Genomic DNA, 24,895 nt, shown 5'->3' on the forward strand with positions numbered 1-24,895 from the left:
TTTATTGATTCAAGAATCAATAACATAAAGTCAACCTAGCTAACAGCATTACAAAAAGCACCAATTGAGTCCAGAGGAAGTAGCATTAATAGACAATAGGGTAAAGCCTCAGACATAAAAAGCAACCATGGTCATTTCAAAATTCAAAGTAATTGGATAAGTTATAATGATACTCAAAAGAAGATCTTACAGCATCTTTTCTATCACAATCAAGCCACAATAAGTGAATTAGTAGAAGTAACAGGGATTAACGATAAAACGGTTAGACTTTATTTAAATCAGTTTATAGATAATGAAAAGGTTATTGATCGTCTAAGTGATAAACAACGAGATAAGAATGCAAAATACGCTTTTAAGAAGTTATAGAGTCTTATAAGGAACATCGAAAACAATATACAAAACACTGAATATCAATTGTTTTTGATAAATAAGGAACATTTACCAAGAAATAAGGAACAACGGTAGCAAATAGCTAATACACAAGTAAGGGAGTGTTAACCTAAAGTTGTTGATTAAATTTTCTAATACTTCTAAAACATCAAAATGATAGAAGTTTGAAATATGAATACAGCCAAAGACAGAAAATTGAGATCCATTAGAATCAGCATGGCTTTATACAGACATTTAAAAGAAATGACAATTAAAGAGAATAAAAGCGTCAACAATTTAATTGAAACTTTGCTAATTAAAGCTTCTGGATTCAAAGAAACGCCTCAATAGGCTATATAAGATCTTCAAATCAATATCTCAATTGCAGTCATTGCACCAATTTTGCAGTCAAGAGACAGTAAAATCTATGATTACAATTCGTATAACCACTTTGTGAAAGAAGTGCAAAAATTGAATCAAGACCTAAACTCATCTTTCCCCAGAAGTTTTTAGCTTTAGGGGAAAAGAAAATCAATTTTCTATTCAATTACGCTCAAATTTGATCAAAAATACCCTGTTATGGGTACATTTTAAGAGATAAGAAAGGGGTAGTTTTGGTTATATAATCAAAATATCCGCAACTTATTGCGTATTCCATACTATATAAAACAAATAGCGCAATGGTTTCGTGAAGAAAACCGTTATCACTCAGTGTAGAAAAACCTGAATAACAAATTGACATTAGGGAAAAAGAGTAAATTTGAAGCTAAGACACAAATAATTATAGGAAGTGACAGCAGAATCGCAAAATATTGAATTCAAAGTAAATTGGAGAGACGAATATCTTAAATGGATCTGTGGTTTTGCTAATGCCTATGGCGGTATTCTTTTCATTGGAAAAGATGATGCAGGAAATGTGGTTGACTTGAAAGATGCTAAAAAACTATTGGAAGAAATTCCAAACAAGGTTAGAGATACTTTGGGGATTTTGGTCGATGTCAATCTGCACCAAAATGACCAAGGAAGTTTTATTGAAATTCATGTTGAGAAATACCCTTACCCTGTCAATTATAAGGGACAATATCATTATAGAAGTGGAAGCACCAAACAAGAATTAAAATGGCCTTCACTTGACAAGTTTCTCCTTCATAAAAAAGGAAAAAGATGGGATGGTGTACCTGTTCCGAATGTTTCAACAAATGACTTTAAGCAAGAAACAATTGATTTTTTTCGTAAACGAGCTTACAGAAGCCAAAGAATTGATGAAGAAAGTTTAGCCGATAGTAATGAACACCTTATTGAAAACCTTCAACTCAAAGAGGGGAAATTTCTTAAGCGGGCATCTATTCTACTTTTTCACCCTAATCCTGAAAAACATATAACAGGAGCTTACATAAAAATAGGTTTTTTCGAAAGTGATAGTGAATTGAGATATCAGGACGAAATCCACGGAAATCTTTTTGAACAAATTGAAAAAACAACAGAATTATTATTTACAAAATACATCAAAGCTTTGATTAGCTATGAAGGTTTGAATCGAGTGGAGACCTTTGAATATCCGAGAGAAGCAATTAGAGAAGCATTATTGAATGCTATTGCCCATAAAGACTATTCGGGTGGCGTTCCCATTCAAATAAGTGTATATAAGGATAAGTTAATGATTTGGAATGATGGGCATCTTCCTGATGATTGGACCATTCAAGCACTTTTAGATAAGCACTCATCAAAGCCATTCAACCCAGATATTGCAAATGCACTTTTTCGCAGTGGATACATTGAATCTTGGGGTCGGGGTATTTCGAAAATGACAGAGCAGTGCTTTAATTTTGGACTTCCTGCGCCATTGTTCCTTTTTAAAAGTTCGGGTTTTTGGGTAGAGTTTAGAAAGGATATATATACATACAACCAACTTAAAGAGCTTGGGCTAAATGAACGACAGATTAAAGCCATTCTTTTTGTAAAAGACAATGGGAAAATAAATAATAGTGAGTATCAAAAACTTAATGATTGTTCGAGAAATACAGCAAGTAATGATTTGTCTGAGTTGGTTGATAGAGAATTATTTTTATTCAGTGGACAAAAAGGAGCAGGTGCTTTTTATACATTGAAAGGCATTGCACATTAATTGCACATATTGCACAAAAGCAACTGCTACGAGAGACCTTACCGAACTTGTTGAAAAATTTAAAGCATTGGACAGAACTGGAGAAGTTGGAGCAGGAACAACCTATATTTTGATTGGCTCATAATTGGCTCATAGGCAAAACAAAAAAGAGAAGAAAATGAACGGAGAAATACACCGAAGCGATAACAGCGGGTATATAGCAATAGCGGGTGAAGTGGTAAATCGAAGGTCTGAACTTCTAAAAAACTTTGTGCTAAACGGACATTAAAAGTGCTCTAAAATCTGCTACTGCGCAAAGCGGCAATACGTAAATTCGACACTGTTTTCGATACATCCTTAAAATAAAAAATCCTAACTCGCTACTCAACAGTAAGTTAGGGTTTTATTTTGCAGAGAGGAAGGGATTACTCGTACACGCATGGCATGCCGCACAGCCCCTCGTGAATCTCCCTTCGGTCGATTTCGAACCAAGTTTTTCTTAAGAGGGTTCTCATCCCTTCCTCCTACTATATTCGTCGAATCTTATGGAAATAAAAAAAGCCAACTCTATTTCTAAAGTTGGCTTTTGGCAGAGAGGAAGGGAAATGAACTACCTTCATAAATCACTGACTTTCAATATTTTATATTTAATAATTTTGCAAATACTCCCCGAATTACTCACCTCAATAAATAATCACAAGTATCTGTTTTTCAAATATTTATGTAAATATAGGAAAATATTTTGATAAACTTTAAGCAGTTTTTCTTTTAATTTTAGGTACCATAATCGATAATTCAAAATCGTATAATGTCTAATGGCTTTACTTCTTTCTCCCACCAAGAATCTGCCCTTTAATGACAGTCCTTTCTTTAAATTTTACCATTCCTGATTTAATACAAACAATATAATAGCTTTCTTCTGTTTGGATGATATGATTTAGCAGGCTTCAATCACCTAGTTTAATAAACGTATTTTAACAGATAAAAACCAATCAAAGTACACTATTGCCTCTGTATAAATCCATTGTATCGGCTTATTAGAGTTGACCACTTCAGGAGGAATAAAAAATGGATTGTCTTTTATATTGACCATAAATTCCACATAATCCTTAATCAAAGTTCTGATTAGTAATTGGTTTAATTTTCAATTTCAAACATTTACAACGAGTTATATAGATCATGAAGATATTCCATATCATGATTATTTAATAGCGTACTGATCTTATCTTTAGAGTAATACAGCTTGAGACTTCCTTTATTTGGTGAATTTTCAATAGCTCTAACTTCGTCAAGAACATATAAAAACCCAAACACACTAGTATCTACACTCATCTCAATCACTCTTTCAATAAAAAATTTATCTTTTTGATTCAAGTTATTATACCATTTAGAAATTTCTAATAACTCTTTTTCGGGATTCCTTCCTGCAGGAGATTCAAGAATATCCAAAACATCACTTATCGCCCCCTTAGAAACTGTCGTTTTAATTTTCTTGATAAATTCTTCAGATTTCATACATTTTATGGTTTATGGTTTCTTAATAATTGGTATTGGGTAAGTTTTTTTATTTAATTGAATAAGCTGTTATAAATTTGAATTAGGAGCATTTGTATGCTTTCTTAAATTAAAAATATCATTTACTAATTGACTTCTTGCATTCCCAGAATAGTCACCCTATATAATTGGAACAGTATTATGTTCTCTAGAAAGGAGTGCAATACCTGATGCTTTCTTTGGATCGTAAACGTCTATAATGAGGCTATTCCAGCATAGTATATATTGATATTCCACACATAAAACTCTTTTTTTGTATATGCAAAATATCGAAAATATAATTGAGATAACATTATAATAGAATGATACCAACTATTGTCGAAAGTATATGTTACCACCAATACTCTAAAAACCGATAAAAATGCTCATATTCAAAGTAATAGTGCTTTAAAACGCACCTTTTTTAGTAATTACATATGAAAAACCAAGACATGTAAAATATAGTGCTATTTAATGCTCTTTTTATTGACATTTTAAAAATTAGTATTACATTTGCATAAAATAATGCACTATAATGCACTTTTCAGAATTAATAAAAACCATAAAAGAACGTAGGGAAGCACTACAAGTAACACAGGAGGGCTTGGCAGAACTGTCTGGTGTTGGATTGAGAACTTTAAAACAGTTTGAAAGCGGAAAAGGAAATCCTACGCTGTCTACATTGCATAAGATATCTGATGTGTTGGGCATGGAGATTTGCCTAAAAATTAAAAATGTGACGCATACTAAATGAGAAAAGCCAAAGTTTTATTCAAAAATGAAGAATCGGGTATCTTGACACAACACGATGATGGTTCGTTTTCATTTCGATATCACGATGACTGGGTAGCCAATAACGATAGGCAAAGCATCAGTCTAACTTTACCTAAAACTGAAAAAGAATTTCATTCTAAATACCTGTTTCCATTTTTTTTCAACATGCTTCCTGAAGGTTCTAATAAGGAAGTGGTATGCAAACTAAATAGAATCGACAGAGAGGACTATTTCGGATTGCTTATGACTATTGCAAAAAATGACAGCATAGGTGCTGTTAGAATTATTAAACTCAAAAATTAATGAGCTTACCCGAAACGAGCTTTTGTAATAAAATTACTTCCTAACTATGAAATGCGAGTTCCATTTGACCTTCAAAAAAAAATATGATGACAAATGAAATTAAACAATGTCCTGGCACATTATCTGGAGGTTTTAATACCTATAGCAGAACAGCTTTGAATAGAGTTTTTCAGGGCAAAAAAGTGCATCATGTTTTGCCTTACGATTCTCCAGCATCTAACCCAGAAACTAATCAGCTGTTTGAAGAGAATCGAAATCGCACGTCAATATCTGGTGTACAAGAAAAATTTTCTGTATTGCTTGACAAAAACAAGTTAAGGCTTATTAATGAAAATGAACAAGGGACTTATATTCTGAAACCAATTCCAGGTGCCGGTAAAAAGCCAGATCAAATGCCTGCCAATGAGCATCTAACCATGCAAATTGCAAGACAGGTTTATGGAATAGAGACTGCAGAAAATGCATTGATATTTTTTAAAGATGGCACACCTGCATACATAACAAAAAGATTTGATGTAAAAGAGGATGGTTCAAAATTAGCTCAAGATGACTTTGCTTCCTTAGCAAAAAGAACCCCGCAAACACATGGAGAACATTACAAATATCTCGGGAATTATTTATATATATTTGAATTAATGCGCAACTATTTAACAACTTACAAGATAGAAGCGCCAAAACTTTTAAGAATACTTGTCTTCAATTATCTTTTTTCAAATGGAGATGCACACTTTAAAAATTTCTCTATATTAGAAACACCCTTTGGAGATTATCGACTGAGCCCAGCTTATGACTTACTAAATAGCCATATCCATATAGAAGATAAAGACTTTGCATTAGATGATGGTCTATTGCCTAGAAATCTAGCCCAAGGCAAAATCGGTTTGCAATTTGCTAAACTAGCAGAGAAAGCAGAAATCAGTGAAAAAACTTTTCAGAAAATTATGGCATTAATGATTTCCAAATCAGATTTAGTTGAAAAAATGGTTGCTGCTTCATTCCTAAATGATACCACAAAAAGAAATTATTTCCAATCTTTTCAAGGCCGTTTAAAACAACTGACTAAACCATAAAATATGATGCACCTAAAGAATTTAAAATTTTTCCTTATTGGGAATAATAAAGTTATTGTAGTATTCAGAACTGGAGCTAAATTAATAGAGTTAATAAGCATCCCGAGGACCTGGACGGTCTGACTAATAAGGATTCAAGCCTCGAATTGGACTCAAATTGAGGGATTTTCTTTGGGTTAGGCAGAATGCTAAAAGACGACACCGAACAAGAAAACGTGAAAAAAAAAAGATAGAATGAATTTGAATAAAAATAGAGTAACAACTTGGACAATATCGATATTAACTTTAGTTATAACTTCTTGTGCTGGAATTAAAAATGCTCAACTTACTTCTCAACTTGATAAAAGTAACTGCAATCAACAAGTAGCAAGAACATACACAAAAGACGAATTGCCAAATCCAATTCACACGCTTGACCTCGACACGCTGCTTACCAACCGATTTTCCTCTCAATCACTCAATGCAGCAAACGCAGTAGAGCTTCTTGATCTCTTAACAGAGTATGTTAATTTAAAAAAGGATTTCAATGTTAGTCCAACACTTGAGAAGAGAATTGAAATTGTTGAACTATCACAAAGAATTAATCAAAGAATAAACATCTCATCGCTTGAAGTTTCAGCAGTTGCAAGCGAAATGGACTGCGAAGAAGAACGAGCCGACCAAATTGCAACTTACTTAAAAGGGAAAGAAGATGATGCTGAAACAAAACTGACTGTAGGCGCGATTGTGGTGGGTGCAGCAGGAGCAATTACATCAGGAATCCTTTTAGCGAATGGAGTTAATGGCAACGCACATGAATTAATTGGACTTGGTGCCGGTTTGACAGAAGCAACTTTGGGTATTCTGATTTTAATGAACAAACGAAAGGTGACATTTTACCATCCGAGAAATGCATTAAAAGATATTTGGACAGCACCAGATACTTCAACAATTTTTCCAAGTTCAGTTTGGTATTATTTAACCTATGAAAACCCGAACACCAAAGAAAAATCTTTACGACAACAACTCCTAGACAAGTGGTTAGGCTTTGGACAAATCGCAGACACCAAAGAAAAGAACAAAGAAAAAATTTACGATTTGTTTTTTGGTGAAGGCGGAAAATATAGCGCCGACCAACTGACGAACAGAGCCAATATGCACGACCAAATAGAAGCACATATTAATCTAATGAAGCAAGACTTAAAATTATTAGCCTTGGAACTTGAAAAACTGAATAACGAATGACCACGAAAAGATGTACTACTGCCAATGGTAGGCAAAGAGGAACCCTAGCCTAGAGCCTCTCACTACCTGTCCCTACACACGGGAGAAATCCCCAAAATCGGGAAAAGCTGTATCCAGATAAGTCAGATCACCTCACCACATTCCTGTGTTTTTACGAAAAAACTCAAAGAAATAGCTGAAACCTCAACCAAAATCATTGCGATAAGGATCAAAAAGCGCCGTCATATCAACCCCTCATCTGCAAATGAATAGTAGCTTTCAGCTGTTAGGATGATATGATCTAGCAGGCTTCTGACAAAGGGTTTACAGGCATCTATCAATCTAACGGGTAGTCTCCTACCCTGCTTAAAGCATTTCAATACAATTTTTTTGATACGTAGAAGTTTCAAAGACTGCTTCCAAATCCTATTTTTAAACAAAACGAACTACACTGCCTAGCTTTGGGTGATAGGAAGGGCTGTAGATGATGATGTTTTTCCTCACCAAATCTTTCATGCACCTGTGGTAAGTACTCAGAGATTTGACCTGTGAGTTTTTCATGATCATTTTTCGGGTGATCCGAAAACGGTTCCTTCCCTGATTTTTGATGAATTCTCCAATAAGCGCCATGCAGATTGCCATATGGGATAGTTGAATTGACTCATCCTTTTGAAGCTTGCTGTAGATTCCTAGGATCTTGCCTTGGATTGATTGGATATTATCATTGTTCATAATCAATTATTTGAATAGGTTCTCGATCTCCTTTTTTTGATAGTAATAAGAGCCGCCAATTTTCTTGGGATTCAGAAGTCCTCTAATCCTTAGGTTCTGTAATGATCCTGGTGAAATTTTGAGTATCCTCCGAACTTCATCGCTCTTTACCCAATCCTTTTGCTCTTTTTCCTTGGGCTTGAGTAGTCTTTCTAGATCTTCCAATAGTTGTAATCTCAATTCCTCGAGATCCTTTTTGGTGATCAGTTCTATCTTGGTCATATTTGGAGGTTTTGATGAATGGGTAAATTGGAGAGATTGAGGTTATGGAATTCACACTTTGACCACATACGGTGATTACTTTTTGCAAAAACTGCTTTTTATTTTTCTGGATTAAAGAAACTTAGAGGACTTATTCGTCTTTGGCTTTTTAAAAATAGTATGTGGATAAGAGGTCTAAACATGGAACTTGGTAGCTTAAATTATTTCTTAAATATTGATTTAGCCGTCAATATTTCCTTTAAATAGTTTTATATTCAAATACATATAATAAAAGACTTTCAACCTTTGTTAAGGAACGAAGAAAAGAAACAGGAATGACCCAAGAGAATTCGCAGATCGCTGCCGTGTTACCTTGACTGTGATCAGAAAGATAGAACAGGGTAAGACCAACCTGAATCTCGACAAAGTAAATTTGGTACTCCAAATGTTCTGACATGAACTGGCTCCAGTAAACAGTAAAATAATGAATGATGCGACAGGCGGAGATTTACTATAAAGATATCCTGGCTGTAAAAGGAATTGAACAGATAAGTCATTATTAAACTCCCCTATTTCCCTGTATAACCCAATTTTTTCAAGAATCGATTTTTCACAATTTAAAACCCCAAATTTAACCGTTAAAAATAGCTATCTTTGAAATAGTGAAAACAGAGGCCGAAAGGCTAGAGACTGCTGCTTTTTGCAGTCAGCAAGATGTAGGATTGTCTACGACATTCCGCTCTTGAACTGGATTCCGAAGTCACCGTTTTGTCTTTTACTCGGAACTCGTAAGCCTTTTTTTATTTGCTTATTAAGTGAAAAACAGCACCGTTTTTAACGGTTAAAAATGGGTATTGAAAGATGTTGTTTTTATTTGCTAGAAATAGATGATTGCTTGAAGCTGTCAGTTTTATTTTCTATTCAATTCCTCAGCAATTTAGGATGCCATTTTTCTCTTAATGAAAGCTATTAAAAACTAGACAGATATAGAAAATTTCTATTTCCCTATTTAAACCAAATTTTATATTCCAATAAATAAAATTAATTTTAGCCATGGATATTTCAGTTGTAAATAAAATTAAGCGAATAACCATAATTGCATTGGCATCAGATGACACATTAGTTGAACAGCTGGTTTTGAAAGGTGGGAATGCGATTTATTTAGCTTATTTAGATGAATCAGGGAATGTTTCCAGAACTTCATATGATCTTGATTACTCAATATCAGAAGGTGATTTTAAGGAGGATATTGAAAGCATCAGCACTAGAATAGAAAGTACCTTAAAGCAAACATTTTTAGAACATGATTATATTGTATTGGATTACAAATTTTTAATAAAACCCAAGAAGGCAAATGTTGAATTAAGTGACTTCTGGGTGGCTATAAAGTTGAGTTTAAACTGATAGGGAAAGGTGAATTTGATAAGTTTAATAGGAACATAGAATCCGCAAGGAGAAATGCAATTCAGATCCATACCAACAATTCTCCGATCTTTGAATTAGAATTTAGCAAACATGAATATGTTAAAGGAAATAAAGACTTTGAATATGAAGGGTTTAAAATCCGCATTTACACACCAGAAATGATAGTGTTTGAAAAGTTAAGGGCATTGTGCCAACAGCTGCCAGAATATAATAAGATAGTGCCAGGCTTTTCACCTAGGGCGAGGGCAAGAGATTTTTACGATATTCATTTTTTAATGGAAGAATTTGAAATTGCTCCAGAAAAGCCTGAAAATTTAAAGATGCTTTCAGAAATTTTTTCAGCTAAAAAAGTGCCTTTAGAGTTTATCACAATCCTACAGACAAGTCTAGAGTTACATAAAGAAAACTGGACGGATGTGAAAACTACCGTCTCTTCTTTAGAAACAATAAAGGACTTTGACTATTATTTTGAATACGTTTTATCAAAATTTGAAAAGCTCACATTCCTTTAGGATAAAAGATATTCCATTTTTCGTTGTAGTCAATTTCCTTCATATCATATGTCAGGTAAAATTTATTGGGTCTATCATATTCTAAAAATACAGACAGTCGCTTTTGATCCAGCCCTGCCTTTTCTAAATAAAAACCAATTGCTTGGTGATATGGGTAAACGAAACCTAACTTATCAAGTATTGCCTTTAATTTATTTACAGATAGTTTACCAATCGAATTCTCGAAAATTTCCAAAACTCTAAATACCCCCCCTCCATAAACAGGTCTTACAGCTAAATCAATCAAGGTTCTTTCTACATTGGTGAATGTTAACCCATCTTTTGAAAAAACCCCTGCTTTATTTGTGTACATTCCATTATGATAGATGATGGTGTATTCCCCAAAAACCCCATGGACATTTGAAGTTCTCTGGGACTTATTGAAAGCTTTGTCAATGTCTTGTTGATGAAGAATTACACTTCGATCTTTATTTTTGGGAGATTGCTCAGAAGTTAAGTAAACACTCTTTGGCACTTGATTAGTCAGACCTAAAAGAAAAGCTGCTGTATAATGGGAAAGGTACGCTTTAGATGTTAAAGATATTGCCAAATCAAATACAGAAGCTGTATTTGTCAAGTACCTTGTTTTATTTGGTAAATAGCCAGAAAAGACAACTTCATGCATTCTAAGAATATCACTTTCTATCAGCTTGTTGATAAACTTCTTCCCATTCATTGAAATAGGGAGATTCCATTTCACTCGGTTTTCTTCCAAAACACTATTTAGCTCGGTTTCTGAAAACACTTTCTTTCCGCTAAGAAAAAATTTCTTAATGCTAGACTCAGAAATGATAAATCTGGATTTTCGTGCCATAGAAAAATGTTCAAGTAGATATCACTTAATTGATCGTAATTAATTATTTTATCATTAAATCATAAAGTATAAATACTTTATGTACAAATATAAAATTTATTTTAATAAAAGTCAAGTTTTTTTTGTGAAAAAGAGTTTAATACTGTTTTTGGTGTGAGTAAAATTGCAGGCTTAGTGTTTCAAAAAACAACATGATAGGTTGAATCAGCGCAATTTTCTTGATACTTCTAATTATTATTAAAACATAAAGTATAAATACTTTATGTAAAGTTAAAATATAATTTTCATAAAGTCAAGAAATTGGATTGAATTATCCTTTTAATCCTTAAAAAGAGTGATTGTTAAGCAATTATTTACTATGTAATAAAGTATAAATACTTTATTACAAATTTAATTAAATAATTTAACAAAGTCAAGAAAAATAGGTTTATATTATATGCTAGTTTAAACAAGTATTGGAATCTACTGCTGTTTAAGGCTGTCAGTTCTATTTTTTTTATTCAATTCCTCAGCTATTTAGAATAATACCCCCATAAATGACAAGAGACTACCGCATAAAGTCGCTGCGCCCAGCACACTTTTTATTCCGTTTCCTATTGCATTCAGTGGCTGCTGAACCCTAATATTGCTTCATAATTAAAAGGACAGGCTAACGTCAGAAAAGGCCCCTACTGGAAACAGCTTCAAAAACCCAAAAGGTGTTGAAGTATATTTTGACTAGCTGTCCTTTTTCTGGAATAAGCCATATGATCTTATCCTAGACTAGCAGTCTATCAATAGGAATGAAATTAACTTTTAAATAGTAATCTTTTTACTGCTTTAGTCCGTTTTGCCAAACGCTAAAAACATTTTAGAAAGGATTTTTCATCCCACCTTCGGTGTCGCTACTGATTTAATTCCTTTTCTTTTTCCAAAATTTATATCCAACCAAACCAATACAACACCATGGAAACGCTAAGAATAAGTCCCTATACTGAAAGTTTCATCCATGTTCATCCTGCGATTGGACAAATCCGCTCCTTCTTTGATGAAAGAAATGTCCCCCTAGAGGAAGCCGATCTGTTTTATTATTTCCATGAATCAACAGGCTGGAAGACAGACAGCGGAACACCAATTTTTGATTGGAAAACTTTAGCCAAACAATGGATAGGAAACCTGGGGTACTGAAGGTTTAAAGTTGCTTTTGGTTCATGCAGAACCTATTATCCTTTGAATTCAAAGCCTCAAGCCAGTTTAGAGAATTAGCAAAAGCCCTTCAACGCTAAACACTACATCATCATGCAAGAAAACAAGAGTACCAATCTCCCCAGAAGGGTGGAAAGTAGAATCTCAGAAACCAAGTTCCAAGAATTGTTGACGCTACTTTCCAAGTCCCAAAACCAGACAATGAGCAGTCTTGTCAGGGATATATTATGCAAACAAAAACTGGTGGTCACCACATACGACAAAAGCCTCGATGTAATCCTTGAAAAGCTTTCCCTGATCCACCAGGAGATCAATGCCATTGGAGTCAATGCCAACCAAGTGGTAAGGGTGTTTCACAAAACTGGAGACCTTTCCAAAAAATTGGCTTTGGCTAAGAAGCTTGCAAACAACCTCAACGAGATCCTAAAGAAACAGGAATCGCTCAAGAACATGGTTAGCCCACTGCTGGATAAATGGTTGCAAAAATAACCACAGGTAAAGAAATCAGGGGCTTGATTCTCTACAATGAATCAAAGGTGAAAAACAGGAGTGCTGTCCTGATCCATGGACAGGGATTTCTGGGGAGTATCCAGGAATTGTCTGTCAATGAAAAACTGGCTAGGTTCCAAAAGCGCTTTGCACTCAACAAAAGGGTGAAAACAAATACGCTGCACATCTCCCTTAATTTTTCTAACAAAGATCAGCTTGATGATGGATTGTTGCAATTCATTGCAAAAGACTATATGGATAGAATTGGCTTTGGAAAACAACCTTATCTTGTTTACAGGCATGATGATACAGGCCATCCCCATATCCATATTGTTTCCACCAACATAGATCAAAATGGAAAAAGACTGGAAACCCATAACCTAGGGAAAAGGGCCTCAGAAAAAGCTCGAAAGGAAATTGAGAAAAGCCTTGGACTGGTAAAGGCAGAAAGCCAGCAGAAGGACTATTTGATTTATAAGCCGCTGGAGAAAGCCCAATATGGAAAGGCTGAGACAAAAGCTTTGATTGGAAATATTGTGACGGAAGTTATGCGCAGTTACCATTTTGAATCCTTTTCAGCATTCAAGGCAGCATTGGCTCAATTCAATGTATCTGCTTCCAAAGTAAATGCTTTGGGGAAGGAATTTCATGGAAACGGACTGGTGTATTCCATAACTGACCAACAAGGCAAATCCTTAAGTGTACCCATCAAATCCAGTAGCCTATTTAACAAACCAACCTATGCCAAGATATTGAAGAAAGCATCCTTCAATAAGGTTAAAGTTGACCCAAAGAGAGTAAAAGCAAAGGAAGATTTGGTCCATAGGATCATGGAAGTCCAAAAATCTATGGGCTCAAAAGGTAGTGAAAAAGAAAAGCTTGATTTGTTTTTGAAAAACCTGAAAAGGAAGGGGATTTACCTTCATTTGGTTTTCAACAAGAACGGAAGGCTTTATGGTTGCACTTATGTGGATAATATGCAGAGAAGGGTCTTCAAAGGTTCTGACTTGGGGAAAGCTTTTGGTGCAAATGGAATAACAAAAACTTTTACGCTGACTGATAAGGTCGATTCCAAAAATGAATGGCTAATCCCAAAATCAGCACAAGAAGAAGTCGTAAGCAAAGTCGAAAAGACTAATGCTGCAGAAGATCTGGAAGTTAGGGAAGACGCTAATTTAAACCCCTCTGGCCTATCGGAAATACTTTCATTTTTTAAGGAGCTTTTGACGCCCGATTACGGCACCACAAGTGCCTATGATCTTGGGAATTTGAAAAAGAAAAGGAAGAAGAAAAGAAAAGACAGACCCTAACAGCTATGGCCACAGGTGAAAATCAAGAAGCATTAAGAAAAATACTTGACCTTACCAGAAAGATAGGTTTTGGGATTTTGTTGTTCCATTTTTATTGGGAGTGTAAAACAGCAGTTAAAAACTGGAAACTGGACATTAATCTGGTGGATCAGTTTGTCAATGAATTGGCTAAGACGGGTTTGTTTTCTGAGTTTTGGCTTCCAAAGGCCTTGGCAATGCTTTTATTGCTGATTTCAATATTGGGCGTAAAAGGAAAGAAATCTTTAGCAATAGGTTTGTTGCCCGTTTTGGTAATGGGCAGTTTTGGTTTAGCATGCTATTGGTTATCGGGCTTGCTATTTTATAGTATCGGAGAGCTATTGCGCTTGGAGTACCTTTATATAAGCCTAACTTTCTTCGGGTATTTATTACTTTTAAGCTCTGGGATACGCTTTTCGAGGATTGTATGGAATAAAGACCAAACGGATATTTTCAACAAACTAAATGAAACATTTCCCCAAGAGGAAAGAAAGCTTGAAAATGAATATGCAGTCAACCTACCAGCAATTTATCGGATTGGCAATAAGGTCAGGAAGAGTTGGATCAACTTTATAAATCCCTTTAGGGCTATCCTCGTGGTGGGCACCCCAGGATCTGGGAAAAGTTATTTTGTGATCAGACACATCATCACCCAGCATATCGCTAAAGGGTTTTCGATGTTTATCTATGATTTCAAGTATGATGACCTTTCTAAAATAGCTTATAATGCTTTGCTCAATAATGCGTCGGCCTACCAGACTGTCCCGAAGTTTTATACCATCAACTTTGACAACCTTGAACATAGCCACAGGTGCAATCCCCTGGAGCCAAGTACCATGCTCGATATTACGGATGCTTCGGAATCTTCTAGAACGATCATGATGGGACTCAACAGGGAATGGATCAAAAAACAGGGTGATTTTTTTGTTGAATCCCCTATCAACTTTTTGACGGCTGTGATCTGGTTTTTGAAAAAATATAGAAAAGGAAAATACTGCACCCTCCCCCATGTCATTGAGCTGATGCAAGTAGAATATGACAAGCTCTTTTCGGTGCTCAGGACTGAGCCTGAAATAGAAGTTTTAATCAACCCTTTTGTATCAGCATACCTGCAAGGGGCAGCCGAGCAATTGGAAGGGCAAATAGCAAGTGCCAAGATAACCATGGCAAGGTTGGCCTCCCCACAACTCTACTATGTGCTTTCAAGTTCTGAATTCACCCTTGACATCAACAATCCCGATGAACCTAAGATCGTCTGTATGGGAAACAATCCGCAAAAGCAACAGGTCTATGGGGCGGTATTGTCTCTTTACATTTCTAGGATTACAAAAATTGTAAACAGAAAGAACCAATTGAAATCAAGCTTGGTATTTGATGAATTCCCTACCATCTATTTCAATGGCATTGACAGCCTGATCGCTACTGCAAGGGGGAATAAGGTGGCGACCACCTTAGGAGTCCAGGATTACAGCCAACTGAAAAAGGATTATGGCAGGGAACAAGCCGAGGTGATCATGAATACAGTTGGAAATATCATCTCAGGGCAGGTGTTGGGAGAAACTGCCAAACAGCTTTCCGACAGGTTTGGAAAGATCATGCAAGCTAGGCAAAGCCATTCTATCAATAGCAATGATACTTCAGTCAGCCATTCTCGACAAATGGACTTGGCTGTGCCACCTTCTACTATCTCTACCCTATCATCTGGGGAGTTTGTTGGCATCGTGGCTGACAACCCCGATCAGGAAATTACCCTAAAACGATTTCACGCAAAGATCATCAATGACCATGAAGGCATTGCTAACGAAGAAAAACAGTATCAGGACATCAAAAAAGTACGGGATTTGGCAGTGTCGGAAGTCATGGAAAACTACCAAAGCGTAAAGTCTGAAATATCTCAGCTAATAGACATGGAACTAGAAAGAATGATGGATAGTCCTGGGTTGGCTGGTTTGATCATTCGGGCGAGGTCATAATTATAATAGGGTGATTTTTTAATCGAGTTAAATGTATTTGTTTTCACTTTTTAGTAATCAGATAGTCCAAAGACCACTTGAAATGGATTAGTTTTTACTTTCTATTCAATTCCTCAGCAATGTAGGATATCATCCCCCACACATGGCAAGAGACTACGGCATAAAGCCGTGGCACTCTGCTTACTTTTTATTCCGTTTCCTCTTGCATTTAGTGGCTGCTGAATCCTGGTGATGCTTCATCATTAAATCTTTAACCTAAAAGAAGAAATCATGAAGACTATGGCGAAAAAACAAAGGAAGGATGTTTATCAGCTGGTAACTGATCTAATCATTGAAAAGCTTGAAAATGGGATTGTGCCATGGAGACAAGTATGGCAGGAAGGTGAGATTCCTGCAAACTATGTGACTAAGAAATGTTATAAGGGGATCAATATGTGGATCCTGTTAGCGGGACAATTTAGTAAACCGTATTTTTTGACTTTTAAGCAGGCGCAAAGCTTGGGAGGTTCGATACGGAAAGGATCTAAGGGATTGCCTGTGTGTTATTGGGGTTTCAGCTACTTTGACAAAAAGAGTAGCAGGAAGCTTATGGAGGACGAAGCCAAGAAGATGCATCCTTCAAAAGTTAGGAAAGTGGGGTTTTTGAAGTATTATACGGTTTTTAATATCAGTGATGTGGAAGGGGTTGATTTTGAGATTCCAGAGACTATGGTTTTGGAAAACACGGAACCGCTTGAAAGGTGTGAGCAAGTTATCAAGGAAATGGTTAATCCTCCAAGGATTGTACACGGGATTCCTGAAGCTTACTATTCGCCAGTATCGGATTTGATCAATATGCCTGAGAAAGGATTGTTTGAATCCCAAGAGTGTTATTTTTCAGTTTTATTCCATGAGCTGACCCATGCGACTGGACATCAAGACAGGCTCAATAGAAAAGAGGTTGTTGAATACCATGATTTCAATTCTGAGTATTATTCAAGGGAAGAGCTGACAGCCGAGATGGGTGCAAGTTTTCTCTGCAACCACACAAGAATCATGAATGAAGATTTACTGGATAATTCAGCGGCTTATATCAAGGTATGGCTAGACAGGTTAAGGTCGGATAAAAGGCTCTTGCTGGAAGCCGCTTCAAAAGCCCAAAAGGCAGTGGAGTATATTTTGACTACTAGTCCGTTTTAAGAGGTTGAAGGGGATACCCCTCCCCTTTTTTGGTCATTTTGTTAGGTGGTGGTGTTGAGAGATGTTTTTATAGCATATAATGAGGTTTTAAATACAGGCATGGTATTTTGATAGCTTTACACTATTATCCAAAACAACACAAATTCACTCAATCAATAAAAACATTTGACACTATTTATCAAGTATCAAGGGATCTACAAAAACTTAAAGAGTCGTTTCATTTTTTGATTCTGATCCAATTGCTTCAGAAAAGTAAAATACTTTCTCCTACCTCGCATCCTTATCAACCCACCGATGTCAATCAATATGCCATAGGCATAAACAGCAGCCACTATATAAAAAAACCTAAAATATCTGTGCATCAATTAAGGCTTTGGAGTGGTATTTAGCTATTAGGCTAAATATATCTTAGCAACAGGGAATTATCTCACTCTTACAATTGTATCCTTTTCACTAAGTTTAATTGTTTTAAAGACTTTGTAAGGAGTCTTAAGATATTCATTAAGCTTTACTGGATTAGAAAGTAATTGTTCGTCTAAAATGTATGGGCCATGACATTTTTTATATTTACCATCTGAATCAACAATGATATGAAATGGTATTCCTGAAAAATTAAAATTAGAATATGTTCTTGCAACATTTTGACTGACAATTTGATAACCGTTTGAATTATGTCCTGATAAATATGATTTCCATTTTTCAATATTAGAATCAACTGAAATGTCCACAAAAACTATATCTTGATGGTCTTGAAACTTCATTTTTAATTTTTCCAACTCAGGTTTTTCTGCAATGCATGGTCCACACCATGTTGCCCAGAATGTTATATACAAGGTTTTCCCTTCTAATTCTTTTAAGCTAAAGGTTTTTCCTTCTGTGTCCTGAAAAATCTCATTTGGCAAGCTAGCAGGTTTTTTAGCTTTAAAATCCCAAAGCACGGTGGCATTGTATAAATCATTTCTGGGATCAATTCCAAAGCCTTTATTTTCTATAATTAGTGGTTGGGAAAATAAAAAAAATCCAAATATGCCAATTAAAATCACCAACAATGGAATCTTAATTCTGTAAACTATTTCCCTCCGAGAAAGTAAAATCCCTAGAGATGAAAAAAGGATAACAGTCAGGAAATAAGGAAAATAGAAGAGTTCTAAAGGAATATAAATTACAAGAGAAATTAAAAGTAATGGGGTTAGGAATATTTCAGTTTTTCTATTTATAATTCCCGCCATGTAAAATCCTATAAAGCACATGAATAATGGAAACCACTTTAAAACTTTAAGATTCATTACTTTAAGAACTTTATCAAATAGTAAAATATTCAAAATGGTTAAAGCAATAATCACTAGTATTCCAATAAGAAGTCTGAAAAAAGGTTTCTTCATATGGGTTGTTTTCTATGTTTGCATATAATATGATTCGGGAATGGCACTATCTCCTAGTTACTGAACAACAAATGAAAAAATCCCCTTAAGCAGCTCTCCCTATATTTAAATCGTTTAGGTGTTAGTATAACTAAGGTTGAACTAATTTTCTATGTTAATTTCAAAAACTAATAATTTATCGTATTCAATAAAGAATCTTTTTGATCCATTTAAAGGATCTAAGAAATCAACCTTTGATTATAAGATATTATAGAACATCAAATCCCCAATTATTGATAAAGGGAAGCCATACCTAAAACAGAAACTGCTGAATGCAAGCAAAAACTAAAACAACCTCTTCCTGAAATCCACCAATCAGCTTATTATCCAACCTTCTATGCTCTTCAATACCCCATAAATGCACGATAAAGTACTATTCATATAGCTATCTTTCTAATTTCTAAATACTTTAATTAATTGGCTCGTTTATTTTTAAGATAATCCTGCCAAAAAATTATCTATTTTCTCTCGACTTACAGGTTTGATTAAATATTTACTAATTATACCGTATTGATTTGCTTTTTCAAAATCAACTTCATGAATCGAACTCGTAAGAAGACAGATTGGTATTTTTTCATTTATGGGTACTTTTAAAATTTCTTCTAAAAACTGCCAACCATCCCATATCGGCATATTTATATCCAAAAATATAATGTTTGGCAATTCTTTGTTTTCAAGGATCCGTATTAATAAAGCATCATACGCTTCTTTTCCGTTTTTATAAGTGCGAATTTCCCTAACTATGCATGACTGCTCAATACAATGCTTTGCTAAGTAAATGTGCATCGGATCATCATCAATTACCCAAATTTCATCTATTTTTTTCATGAGTCATTTCTTGAATGTTATTTTGAATGTTGTCCCGATATTTACCTCACTTTCTACTGATATTTTTCCACCTATACTCTCTACTTGATTTTTAGTCATAAATAAACCTAATCCCCTTGAGTCATGATGATTATGAAAAGTTTTATATAGGCCAAAAAGTTTGTCCCCGTGTTTTTTCAAGTCTATACCTAACCCATTGTCTTGAAAATAGAGATGAACAAAAGAGTATTCTTCTTCACAAAATATCCGTAAAGTTGCATCTCTGCTTTCACTCTTATACTTTATGGCATTTGTTATCATATTCAAAACAATGCTATCAATGTATGCTGCGACCCCTTTCACTTTAACTTTTTCTGAAACCTCATTTATTATTTTAATTTTTTCAATACTAATCTGACTTGACATGCTATTTATATTCTTACAAATGATATCCACCAGCTGAATTTCCTGCAATTCTTCCATGTTAAGATTTACTTTTACTATTTCCGTTAAATCTTCAACAGTTTTTTTTAGACTTTCTGTACCACTTTTTAATAATTTTATAATTTCAAAATCTGCAAATTCTGGTTTTTCAAAATGCAACAGTTCTAGCAAACCATAAATACCAGAACTATGTGATCTTAAATTATGAGATACAATGTGAGCAAAATTCTTGAGACGATTGTTTTGTTCGCGTGTAATAATTAGGAGAGATTTAATTTCTTCTTCATCTTTCTTTCTATCTGTAATATCCAGAACAAATCCGTCTAAATAAATGATTTCACCCTGCTTATTTTTAACACCTGTTCCTTTTTCATAAGCCCATCTATAAAAGCCGTCCTTATGCTGAATTCTATATTCCATTTCCCACGAATTATTATTAGCCAATCCAGTACTAACAACCTCGGCCACCTTTTCCTGATCATCAGGATGAATTAGCATTCCATAGGAAATTTTGGCATTTCCTATCAATTCTTCAGCATGATAACCAGTTATACTATCTACCTGATTACTTATATAGAGATTTGTCCAGTCTTTATCATTTTTACATCGGTAGGTAATACCTGGGATATTTTGAACCAAAGATTGGTACTGCTCCTTACTCTGTATAATGGCCATCTCTGCCTCCTTAAAATATGAAATATCCTTTATATTAGCAAAATAGCTTATTGGCTTTCCATTTTCATCTTTTAAAATTCCTAATGAAACCAAAGCTGGAAAGCGTTGTCCGTTTTTCTTCTGCAAAATGAGTTCAAAGGAGTTCTTTACTCCTGCTAAAGCCTGCCGAAAAGCTACACCAATTTTGTCCATTTCCTCAGCAGGCCAGTAAGGATAGGGTGCTGTTTGACCAATGAGCTCTTCTTCCGAAAAACCTGTCATTTCTAGGAGGGCTTTATTCACGCCAATTTGTTTTCCATAAGTATCTACCACAGAAAACCCGTCAGCCATATTCTCTAGCAATTGCTTAGAGAATGCTTGCTCACGGATAATGGCCTCTTTAGCATCCTCTTCTTCGGTGATGTCTCTAAACATCCCAATCAGCTTCACAACTTTTCCTTCTTTAAGGATTGGATAACCTGATGAGCGAACCCATCTTAAATCATTTTTGGCAGTAATAAACTTGCATTTTACATCAAAAGGAATTTGATTTAAAATGCTATTAGAAATAGCTTCGGTAAGAATTGGTCTGTAATCTGGATGAAAAAAATCTATCGCATTTGTCATGTTGTGGTCAAAATCGCTATCCACTTCATGAATTTTATAAACTTCCTCAGTCCAAAAGGTAGCGTTTGTGACAGTATCGATTTCCCATGCACCCATTTTAGCAATTTGCTGTGCTGCTTCTAAAAGTAGATTGGTGCGTTTGATTTCTTCTTCTGCTCTTTTTCGCCCAGAGATATCTTGATGTGTGCCGTACATCCACAAGGGTTTTCCATCTTCTGTCCACTCCAGCACTTTTCCTCTGTCATAGACCCATACCCAATAGCCATCTTTGTGTTTCATCCTGGCCTCCAACTCATAGAATTCGGATTTTCCTTCAATACAAGCATTTAATCTTTTCTCCGATTCTTCTAAGTCATCGGGATGAACCAGTTCTATCCATCTTTCAATACTTATTGGTGCGAGTTCTTCAAGGGTGTATCCCACGATTTCAGCCCATCTATCATTATATATTGTTTCCCCTGTTTGTACATTCCACTCCCAAGTTCCCACATTGGTACCTTCAAGGATTAATTTTTGCTTGTAATTACTGGATTTAATCTCTGTGATATCCTGAAAACTCCCTACTAACTTTTGGTTGACTTTTCTGCCTGTAGCCCTTACCCATTTTTGATTTCTTTTAGCTGTAATAAGCAAACATTCCATATCAAAAGGCTGTCCATTTAAAATACAATTTTCGATAGCGCGTGAAATTTTATCCCGGTAATCTGGATGGTAGAAATTAATCCCAGTCAATTTGTTAATATCGAGAGCAATATCCACTTCATGGATTTCGTATACTTGATCACTCCATTTCACTTGGTTGCTGTGGATATCTAATTCCCAATTGCCAATTTGATGGATATCCTGAGTTTCCTTCAAAAGCTCGTTTTTATCATTCAATTCTGCAAGAAGGGCATTGTTTTTAAATTCATTTTTCCTTTTTTCAAACAACTCAACACAAAGCTTAGCTAATTTTTTAAGTTCAGCGATTTGATTATCGGAAAGCTTTTTGGGTCGATCATCAATAGCACATAACGTTCCCAATGGATAACCCGAAGAAGAAACCAGTGGAATACCAGCATAAAAGATTACATCGGGGGGGCCTGCGGTCAGTGGGTTATCATGAAAGCGTCGATCTTTTCTTGCATCTTCAATAATAAATGGCTCATTGGGCGTATTGATGGCATGGGCACAAAAAGCATATTCTTTGGGAGTTTCTCTTGCTTCTAAACCATGATGCGATAAAAACCATTGCTTATCCTCTGTAATCAGTGAAATCAAGGAAATTTTTGTTTCACAAACCCTTGAAGCCATTGATGTCAAAAAATCATACTCCTCTTGCTCTTGTATACCAATAAGTTGATAACTGTTGAGATCTTCAAGCCTCTGATTTTCGTTTTTGGGCAGATACGGTATTTCCATATGGCTTATGATAATATTTGCTATGGATCATTAAAACCTTTAATTCACTAGAATTTTGGTTGTCACTACCTCTCTATTGGAGGAAATTCTTACAATATATACTCCTTTTTTTACATTAGTATCTAAACTGAGCACTTTTGAGTTTGATCCTGACCTTGCCTCCAATATCAGTGACTGAACTAGATTGCCAGATTCTATGCTAAATACATTCAAATCCATCGGTCCACCAAAAGCTGACTCAAATACAAGGGTGGTCTGACCTTGGAAAGGATTCGGATAGGCTTGAATTTTTTGATTGTTAGTATTTACCAGTTCCTTTTGTCTGTCAAATCTGATGGCATTGAGTTGAACTTGGATTCCCCCTTGATTTTCTGCCGTAAATGAAAGAATGACTAAGTCATTCAGAAGGACAGGTTGAGGATTGTCTGTTGATCTGAACGAAGAAACTGGAATGCTGTATTGTTTCATACTAGCACCAAGAGGTACTGTGAAGGAATAATGCTCTTCAAAGTTTTTCACAGACTTTTTGATAAGTCTAATGGTTAGACTTCCTTTTCCAGCTGCTTCAAAATTCAAGTATTCATAAGAACTGAGATCTACAGCTGTTCCACCTCCACGAATCGTTTTATAAACAGTGGCATAATTTGAACCTGAAGATGCGAACGACACATCTCTCCAAATGGGATAAGCTCCCTCTTTGGTCTTTAAATCATTTCTATTATTGATCGTAAACAATCCAACTTGCGCATCTTTAGGAAGATAATAAGACCATAAACCATCACTTTCATAAATATAATCCTGCTTGGTCTCGGTAAGTAGCTCCAAAGAGGTCTCAGCATAATCCTGTGCATTCCATTCAACTTTATGAACCCCCATAGGAGGCAAAGATATTTCCATCACTTCCATAGAAATCTCAGTGGTGCTTTCGTTCTTTTTGGAATTTGAAATCAACTTTGCTGAAGTGTGATGGGTTCTGTTCCAAATGGTTAATTCCACTTTGCTTGGATCGTTAAGCTTTCTAACTGTCTTACTGATAAAAATTCCAGGCTGGGTTTTGGCCACTGTTTGGGATAAGGTACCTAAAGATTCAAAACTAGCTACCACTGCCTCGATCATCCGCTGCAGAACCTTGGCCTCTGCACTCCAAAACTGGAAGTTAAAAAACTTTTCCTCTGCTTGGTAATCTTCCAGCAACCAAGCGGATTGCAGGTGAAACTCTGATGTATTAGGATTGAAACCAACTGAGAAAGAAACAGCATATTCTTTCAGGCCCGAAGGTGGGCTAAGTAAGCTTCTTATTAAGCTGTAATTTCCTATCTGTATACTATCGATCGCCAATACCTCAGCACCTTTGAGGCGGTCACATACATATTTCGAATGCTCGTATACCATTCCTGATGTTTCTGTGGCAAATAAAGTAGCGTAATTATTGGCGTTTTTCAGGTAATCAACAGATACTACTTGCTCCGCATTGGTGAATTCCAAAAGCTCAACCGGGCTAGTGATATATCCAGTGAATTCCGCACCTAATTGATTTTCATTGGGAATGAAAGCATCCAAATTTAAACCTTGAACTCTGGCCATTCGGTAATTTTTCAAGCTAGGCTGTCTTTGGTAGCTTAAAGGGGTATTCCCACTTTGATATTTGCTGAAAATCTGATCTACCACAGCCGTACCCAAACTTCTACTTTCAAGTCCCCCATCACTTCCAGAGCTTACCCGTAAATTTTCTTCGCCAATGAGTTGTACATCTGTAGAAGAGCCATTAGTTAAAGGATAAGAACAAATACAAATAGGCAAACCATCATTAGGGTCGGTCAACTCCAATAAAATAACTCCTGCAGTAGGGAGATTATTGATATGGAAATTATAGGAAACCTGATTTCCATTTGGAACCCCAGGAGGATTGAATGGACTTCCAGTAAGATTATTGCCAAACTCCCAATCTAACCTCGTATTTCCATCACTATCTCTAATCCAACTCTTAGTCACCACCGGTGGAAATTTGATAGGGTCTGCCCAAGAAAAAGTAAACACTCCTTGGAAATTGCTGCTAAGAGCATTCAAGAAGTAGGGGCTAACTGGGCTTATGTTGGGAGCAAACTGGGTAATTCTCTGACCATTGCCATTATTTCGCTTGTATACTTGCGGACACCGCTTGGAATCAACCGCTTGGGCAAAGGAAATCTGACTGATGCTGAAAAGAATAATCCCTTTCAACACATACAATACCGGTTTTAGTAAATGATTTTTCATGATTGACCTATTT

General features: G+C 35.5%; 22 protein-coding genes. 13 read left to right on the plus strand and 9 right to left on the minus strand.

What is annotated here, in order from left to right; all coding sequences use genetic code 11:
• Positions 1–156: 156 nt before the first annotated feature.
• Both MM214_RS19130 and MM214_RS19095 read left to right on the plus strand, forming a co-directional pair.
• Positions 157–366 (plus strand): winged helix-turn-helix transcriptional regulator, encoded by a 210-nt coding sequence (locus MM214_RS19130; protein ID WP_353959786.1) that lies wholly within the window; start codon positions 157–159, stop codon positions 364–366.
• 793 nt (positions 367–1,159) lie between these two features.
• Complete coding sequence (locus MM214_RS19095; protein ID WP_241295046.1) at positions 1,160–2,494, plus strand: ATP-binding protein; 1,335 nt, start codon at positions 1,160–1,162, stop codon at positions 2,492–2,494.
• 1,137 nt (positions 2,495–3,631) lie between these two features.
• Here the strand turns inward: MM214_RS19095 and MM214_RS10285 are convergent.
• Positions 3,632–3,988: a hypothetical protein gene (locus MM214_RS10285; RefSeq protein ID WP_241295049.1), complete on the minus strand. Its 357-nt coding sequence runs from the start codon at positions 3,986–3,988 to the stop codon at positions 3,632–3,634.
• 553 nt (positions 3,989–4,541) lie between these two features.
• On the opposite strand from MM214_RS10285, the gene MM214_RS10290 reads away from it, so the two are divergent.
• From MM214_RS10290 to MM214_RS10305, 4 genes are all read left to right on the plus strand, one after another.
• Positions 4,542–4,760 (plus strand): helix-turn-helix domain-containing protein, encoded by a 219-nt coding sequence (locus MM214_RS10290; RefSeq protein WP_241295052.1) that lies wholly within the window; start codon positions 4,542–4,544, stop codon positions 4,758–4,760.
• A complete protein-coding gene (locus MM214_RS10295; protein ID WP_241295054.1) occupies positions 4,757–5,083 on the plus strand; it encodes a HipA N-terminal domain-containing protein in 327 nt (108 codons plus the stop codon). The genes MM214_RS10290 and MM214_RS10295 overlap by 4 nt, the downstream gene beginning before the upstream one ends.
• A gap of 83 nt (positions 5,084–5,166) precedes the next feature.
• Complete coding sequence (locus tag MM214_RS10300; protein WP_241295055.1) at positions 5,167–6,153, plus strand: type II toxin-antitoxin system HipA family toxin; 987 nt, start codon at positions 5,167–5,169, stop codon at positions 6,151–6,153.
• 234 nt (positions 6,154–6,387) lie between these two features.
• Positions 6,388–7,377, plus strand: a complete 990-nt coding sequence (locus tag MM214_RS10305; RefSeq protein ID WP_241295056.1) for a hypothetical protein — start codon at positions 6,388–6,390, stop codon at positions 7,375–7,377.
• Positions 7,378–7,598: 221 nt separating this feature from the next.
• Here MM214_RS10305 and MM214_RS19135 read toward each other — a convergent pair whose 3' ends face one another.
• From MM214_RS19135 to MM214_RS10315, 3 genes are read right to left on the minus strand one after another with little or no spacing between them, the layout of a single operon-like run.
• Positions 7,599–7,796 (minus strand): JAB domain-containing protein, encoded by a 198-nt coding sequence (locus MM214_RS19135; RefSeq protein ID WP_353959767.1) that lies wholly within the window; start codon positions 7,794–7,796, stop codon positions 7,599–7,601.
• Positions 7,789–8,088: a hypothetical protein gene (locus MM214_RS10310; RefSeq protein WP_241295058.1), complete on the minus strand. Its 300-nt coding sequence runs from the start codon at positions 8,086–8,088 to the stop codon at positions 7,789–7,791. Before MM214_RS10310 ends, MM214_RS19135 begins: the two co-directional genes overlap by 8 nt.
• Before the next feature lie 6 nt (positions 8,089–8,094).
• On the minus strand, positions 8,095–8,349 hold the full coding sequence (locus tag MM214_RS10315; RefSeq protein WP_241295059.1) for a helix-turn-helix domain-containing protein: 255 nt from the start codon (positions 8,347–8,349) through the stop codon (positions 8,095–8,097).
• Between the two features lie 1,032 nt (positions 8,350–9,381).
• Here MM214_RS10315 and MM214_RS19045 point away from each other — a divergent pair.
• Together MM214_RS19045 and MM214_RS19050 are read left to right on the plus strand one after the other, a co-directional pair.
• Positions 9,382–9,732 carry a nucleotidyl transferase AbiEii/AbiGii toxin family protein gene (locus MM214_RS19045; RefSeq protein WP_262916616.1) on the plus strand — a complete coding sequence of 117 codons (351 nt, stop codon included), beginning with the start codon at positions 9,382–9,384 and terminating at the stop codon, positions 9,730–9,732.
• A gap of 35 nt (positions 9,733–9,767) precedes the next feature.
• Complete coding sequence (locus MM214_RS19050) at positions 9,768–10,265, plus strand: nucleotidyl transferase AbiEii/AbiGii toxin family protein (RefSeq protein WP_353959787.1); 498 nt, start codon at positions 9,768–9,770, stop codon at positions 10,263–10,265.
• Here the strand turns inward: MM214_RS19050 and MM214_RS10325 are convergent.
• Complete coding sequence (locus tag MM214_RS10325; RefSeq protein ID WP_241295061.1) at positions 10,252–11,118, minus strand: type IV toxin-antitoxin system AbiEi family antitoxin domain-containing protein; 867 nt, start codon at positions 11,116–11,118, stop codon at positions 10,252–10,254. The genes MM214_RS19050 and MM214_RS10325 overlap by 14 nt on opposite strands.
• A 945-nt stretch (positions 11,119–12,063) precedes the next feature.
• On the opposite strand from MM214_RS10325, the gene MM214_RS10330 reads away from it, so the two are divergent.
• The 5 genes from MM214_RS10330 (at position 12,064) to MM214_RS10350 (ending at position 17,272) form a co-directional block, all read left to right on the plus strand.
• Positions 12,064–12,285 (plus strand): hypothetical protein, encoded by a 222-nt coding sequence (locus MM214_RS10330; RefSeq protein ID WP_241295062.1) that lies wholly within the window; start codon positions 12,064–12,066, stop codon positions 12,283–12,285.
• Between the two features lie 111 nt (positions 12,286–12,396).
• Positions 12,397–12,792 (plus strand): plasmid mobilization protein, encoded by a 396-nt coding sequence (locus tag MM214_RS10335; RefSeq protein ID WP_241295063.1) that lies wholly within the window; start codon positions 12,397–12,399, stop codon positions 12,790–12,792.
• Positions 12,777–14,102: a relaxase/mobilization nuclease domain-containing protein gene (locus tag MM214_RS10340; RefSeq protein ID WP_241295065.1), complete on the plus strand. Its 1,326-nt coding sequence runs from the start codon at positions 12,777–12,779 to the stop codon at positions 14,100–14,102. The genes MM214_RS10335 and MM214_RS10340 overlap by 16 nt, the downstream gene beginning before the upstream one ends.
• Before the next feature lie 5 nt (positions 14,103–14,107).
• Positions 14,108–16,093, plus strand: a complete 1,986-nt coding sequence (mobC, locus tag MM214_RS10345) for a conjugal transfer protein MobC (RefSeq protein ID WP_241295067.1) — start codon at positions 14,108–14,110, stop codon at positions 16,091–16,093.
• A gap of 279 nt (positions 16,094–16,372) precedes the next feature.
• Complete coding sequence (locus MM214_RS10350; protein WP_241295070.1) at positions 16,373–17,272, plus strand: ArdC family protein; 900 nt, start codon at positions 16,373–16,375, stop codon at positions 17,270–17,272.
• A 422-nt stretch (positions 17,273–17,694) separates the two neighbouring features.
• Here the strand turns inward: MM214_RS10350 and MM214_RS10355 are convergent, their stop codons facing one another.
• The 4 genes from MM214_RS10355 to MM214_RS10370 all read right to left on the minus strand — a co-directional run bounded on the left by MM214_RS10355 (position 17,695) and on the right by MM214_RS10370 (position 24,882).
• Positions 17,695–18,654, minus strand: a complete 960-nt coding sequence (locus tag MM214_RS10355; protein WP_241295073.1) for a TlpA family protein disulfide reductase — start codon at positions 18,652–18,654, stop codon at positions 17,695–17,697.
• Positions 18,655–19,125: 471 nt separating this feature from the next.
• Positions 19,126–19,521 carry a response regulator gene (locus MM214_RS10360; RefSeq protein WP_241295076.1) on the minus strand — a complete coding sequence of 132 codons (396 nt, stop codon included), beginning with the start codon at positions 19,519–19,521 and terminating at the stop codon, positions 19,126–19,128.
• A 3-nt stretch (positions 19,522–19,524) separates the two neighbouring features.
• Positions 19,525–22,518: a PAS domain-containing protein gene (locus MM214_RS10365; RefSeq protein WP_241295078.1), complete on the minus strand. Its 2,994-nt coding sequence runs from the start codon at positions 22,516–22,518 to the stop codon at positions 19,525–19,527.
• A 147-nt stretch (positions 22,519–22,665) separates the two neighbouring features.
• Positions 22,666–24,882, minus strand: coding sequence for a T9SS type A sorting domain-containing protein (locus MM214_RS10370; protein WP_241295080.1), 2,217 nt, complete (start codon positions 24,880–24,882; stop codon positions 22,666–22,668).
• Positions 24,883–24,895: the final 13 nt, after the last annotated feature.

It is taken from the genome of Belliella kenyensis, assembly GCF_022549675.1.
Lineage (GTDB): Bacteria > Bacteroidota > Bacteroidia > Cytophagales > Cyclobacteriaceae > Belliella > Belliella kenyensis.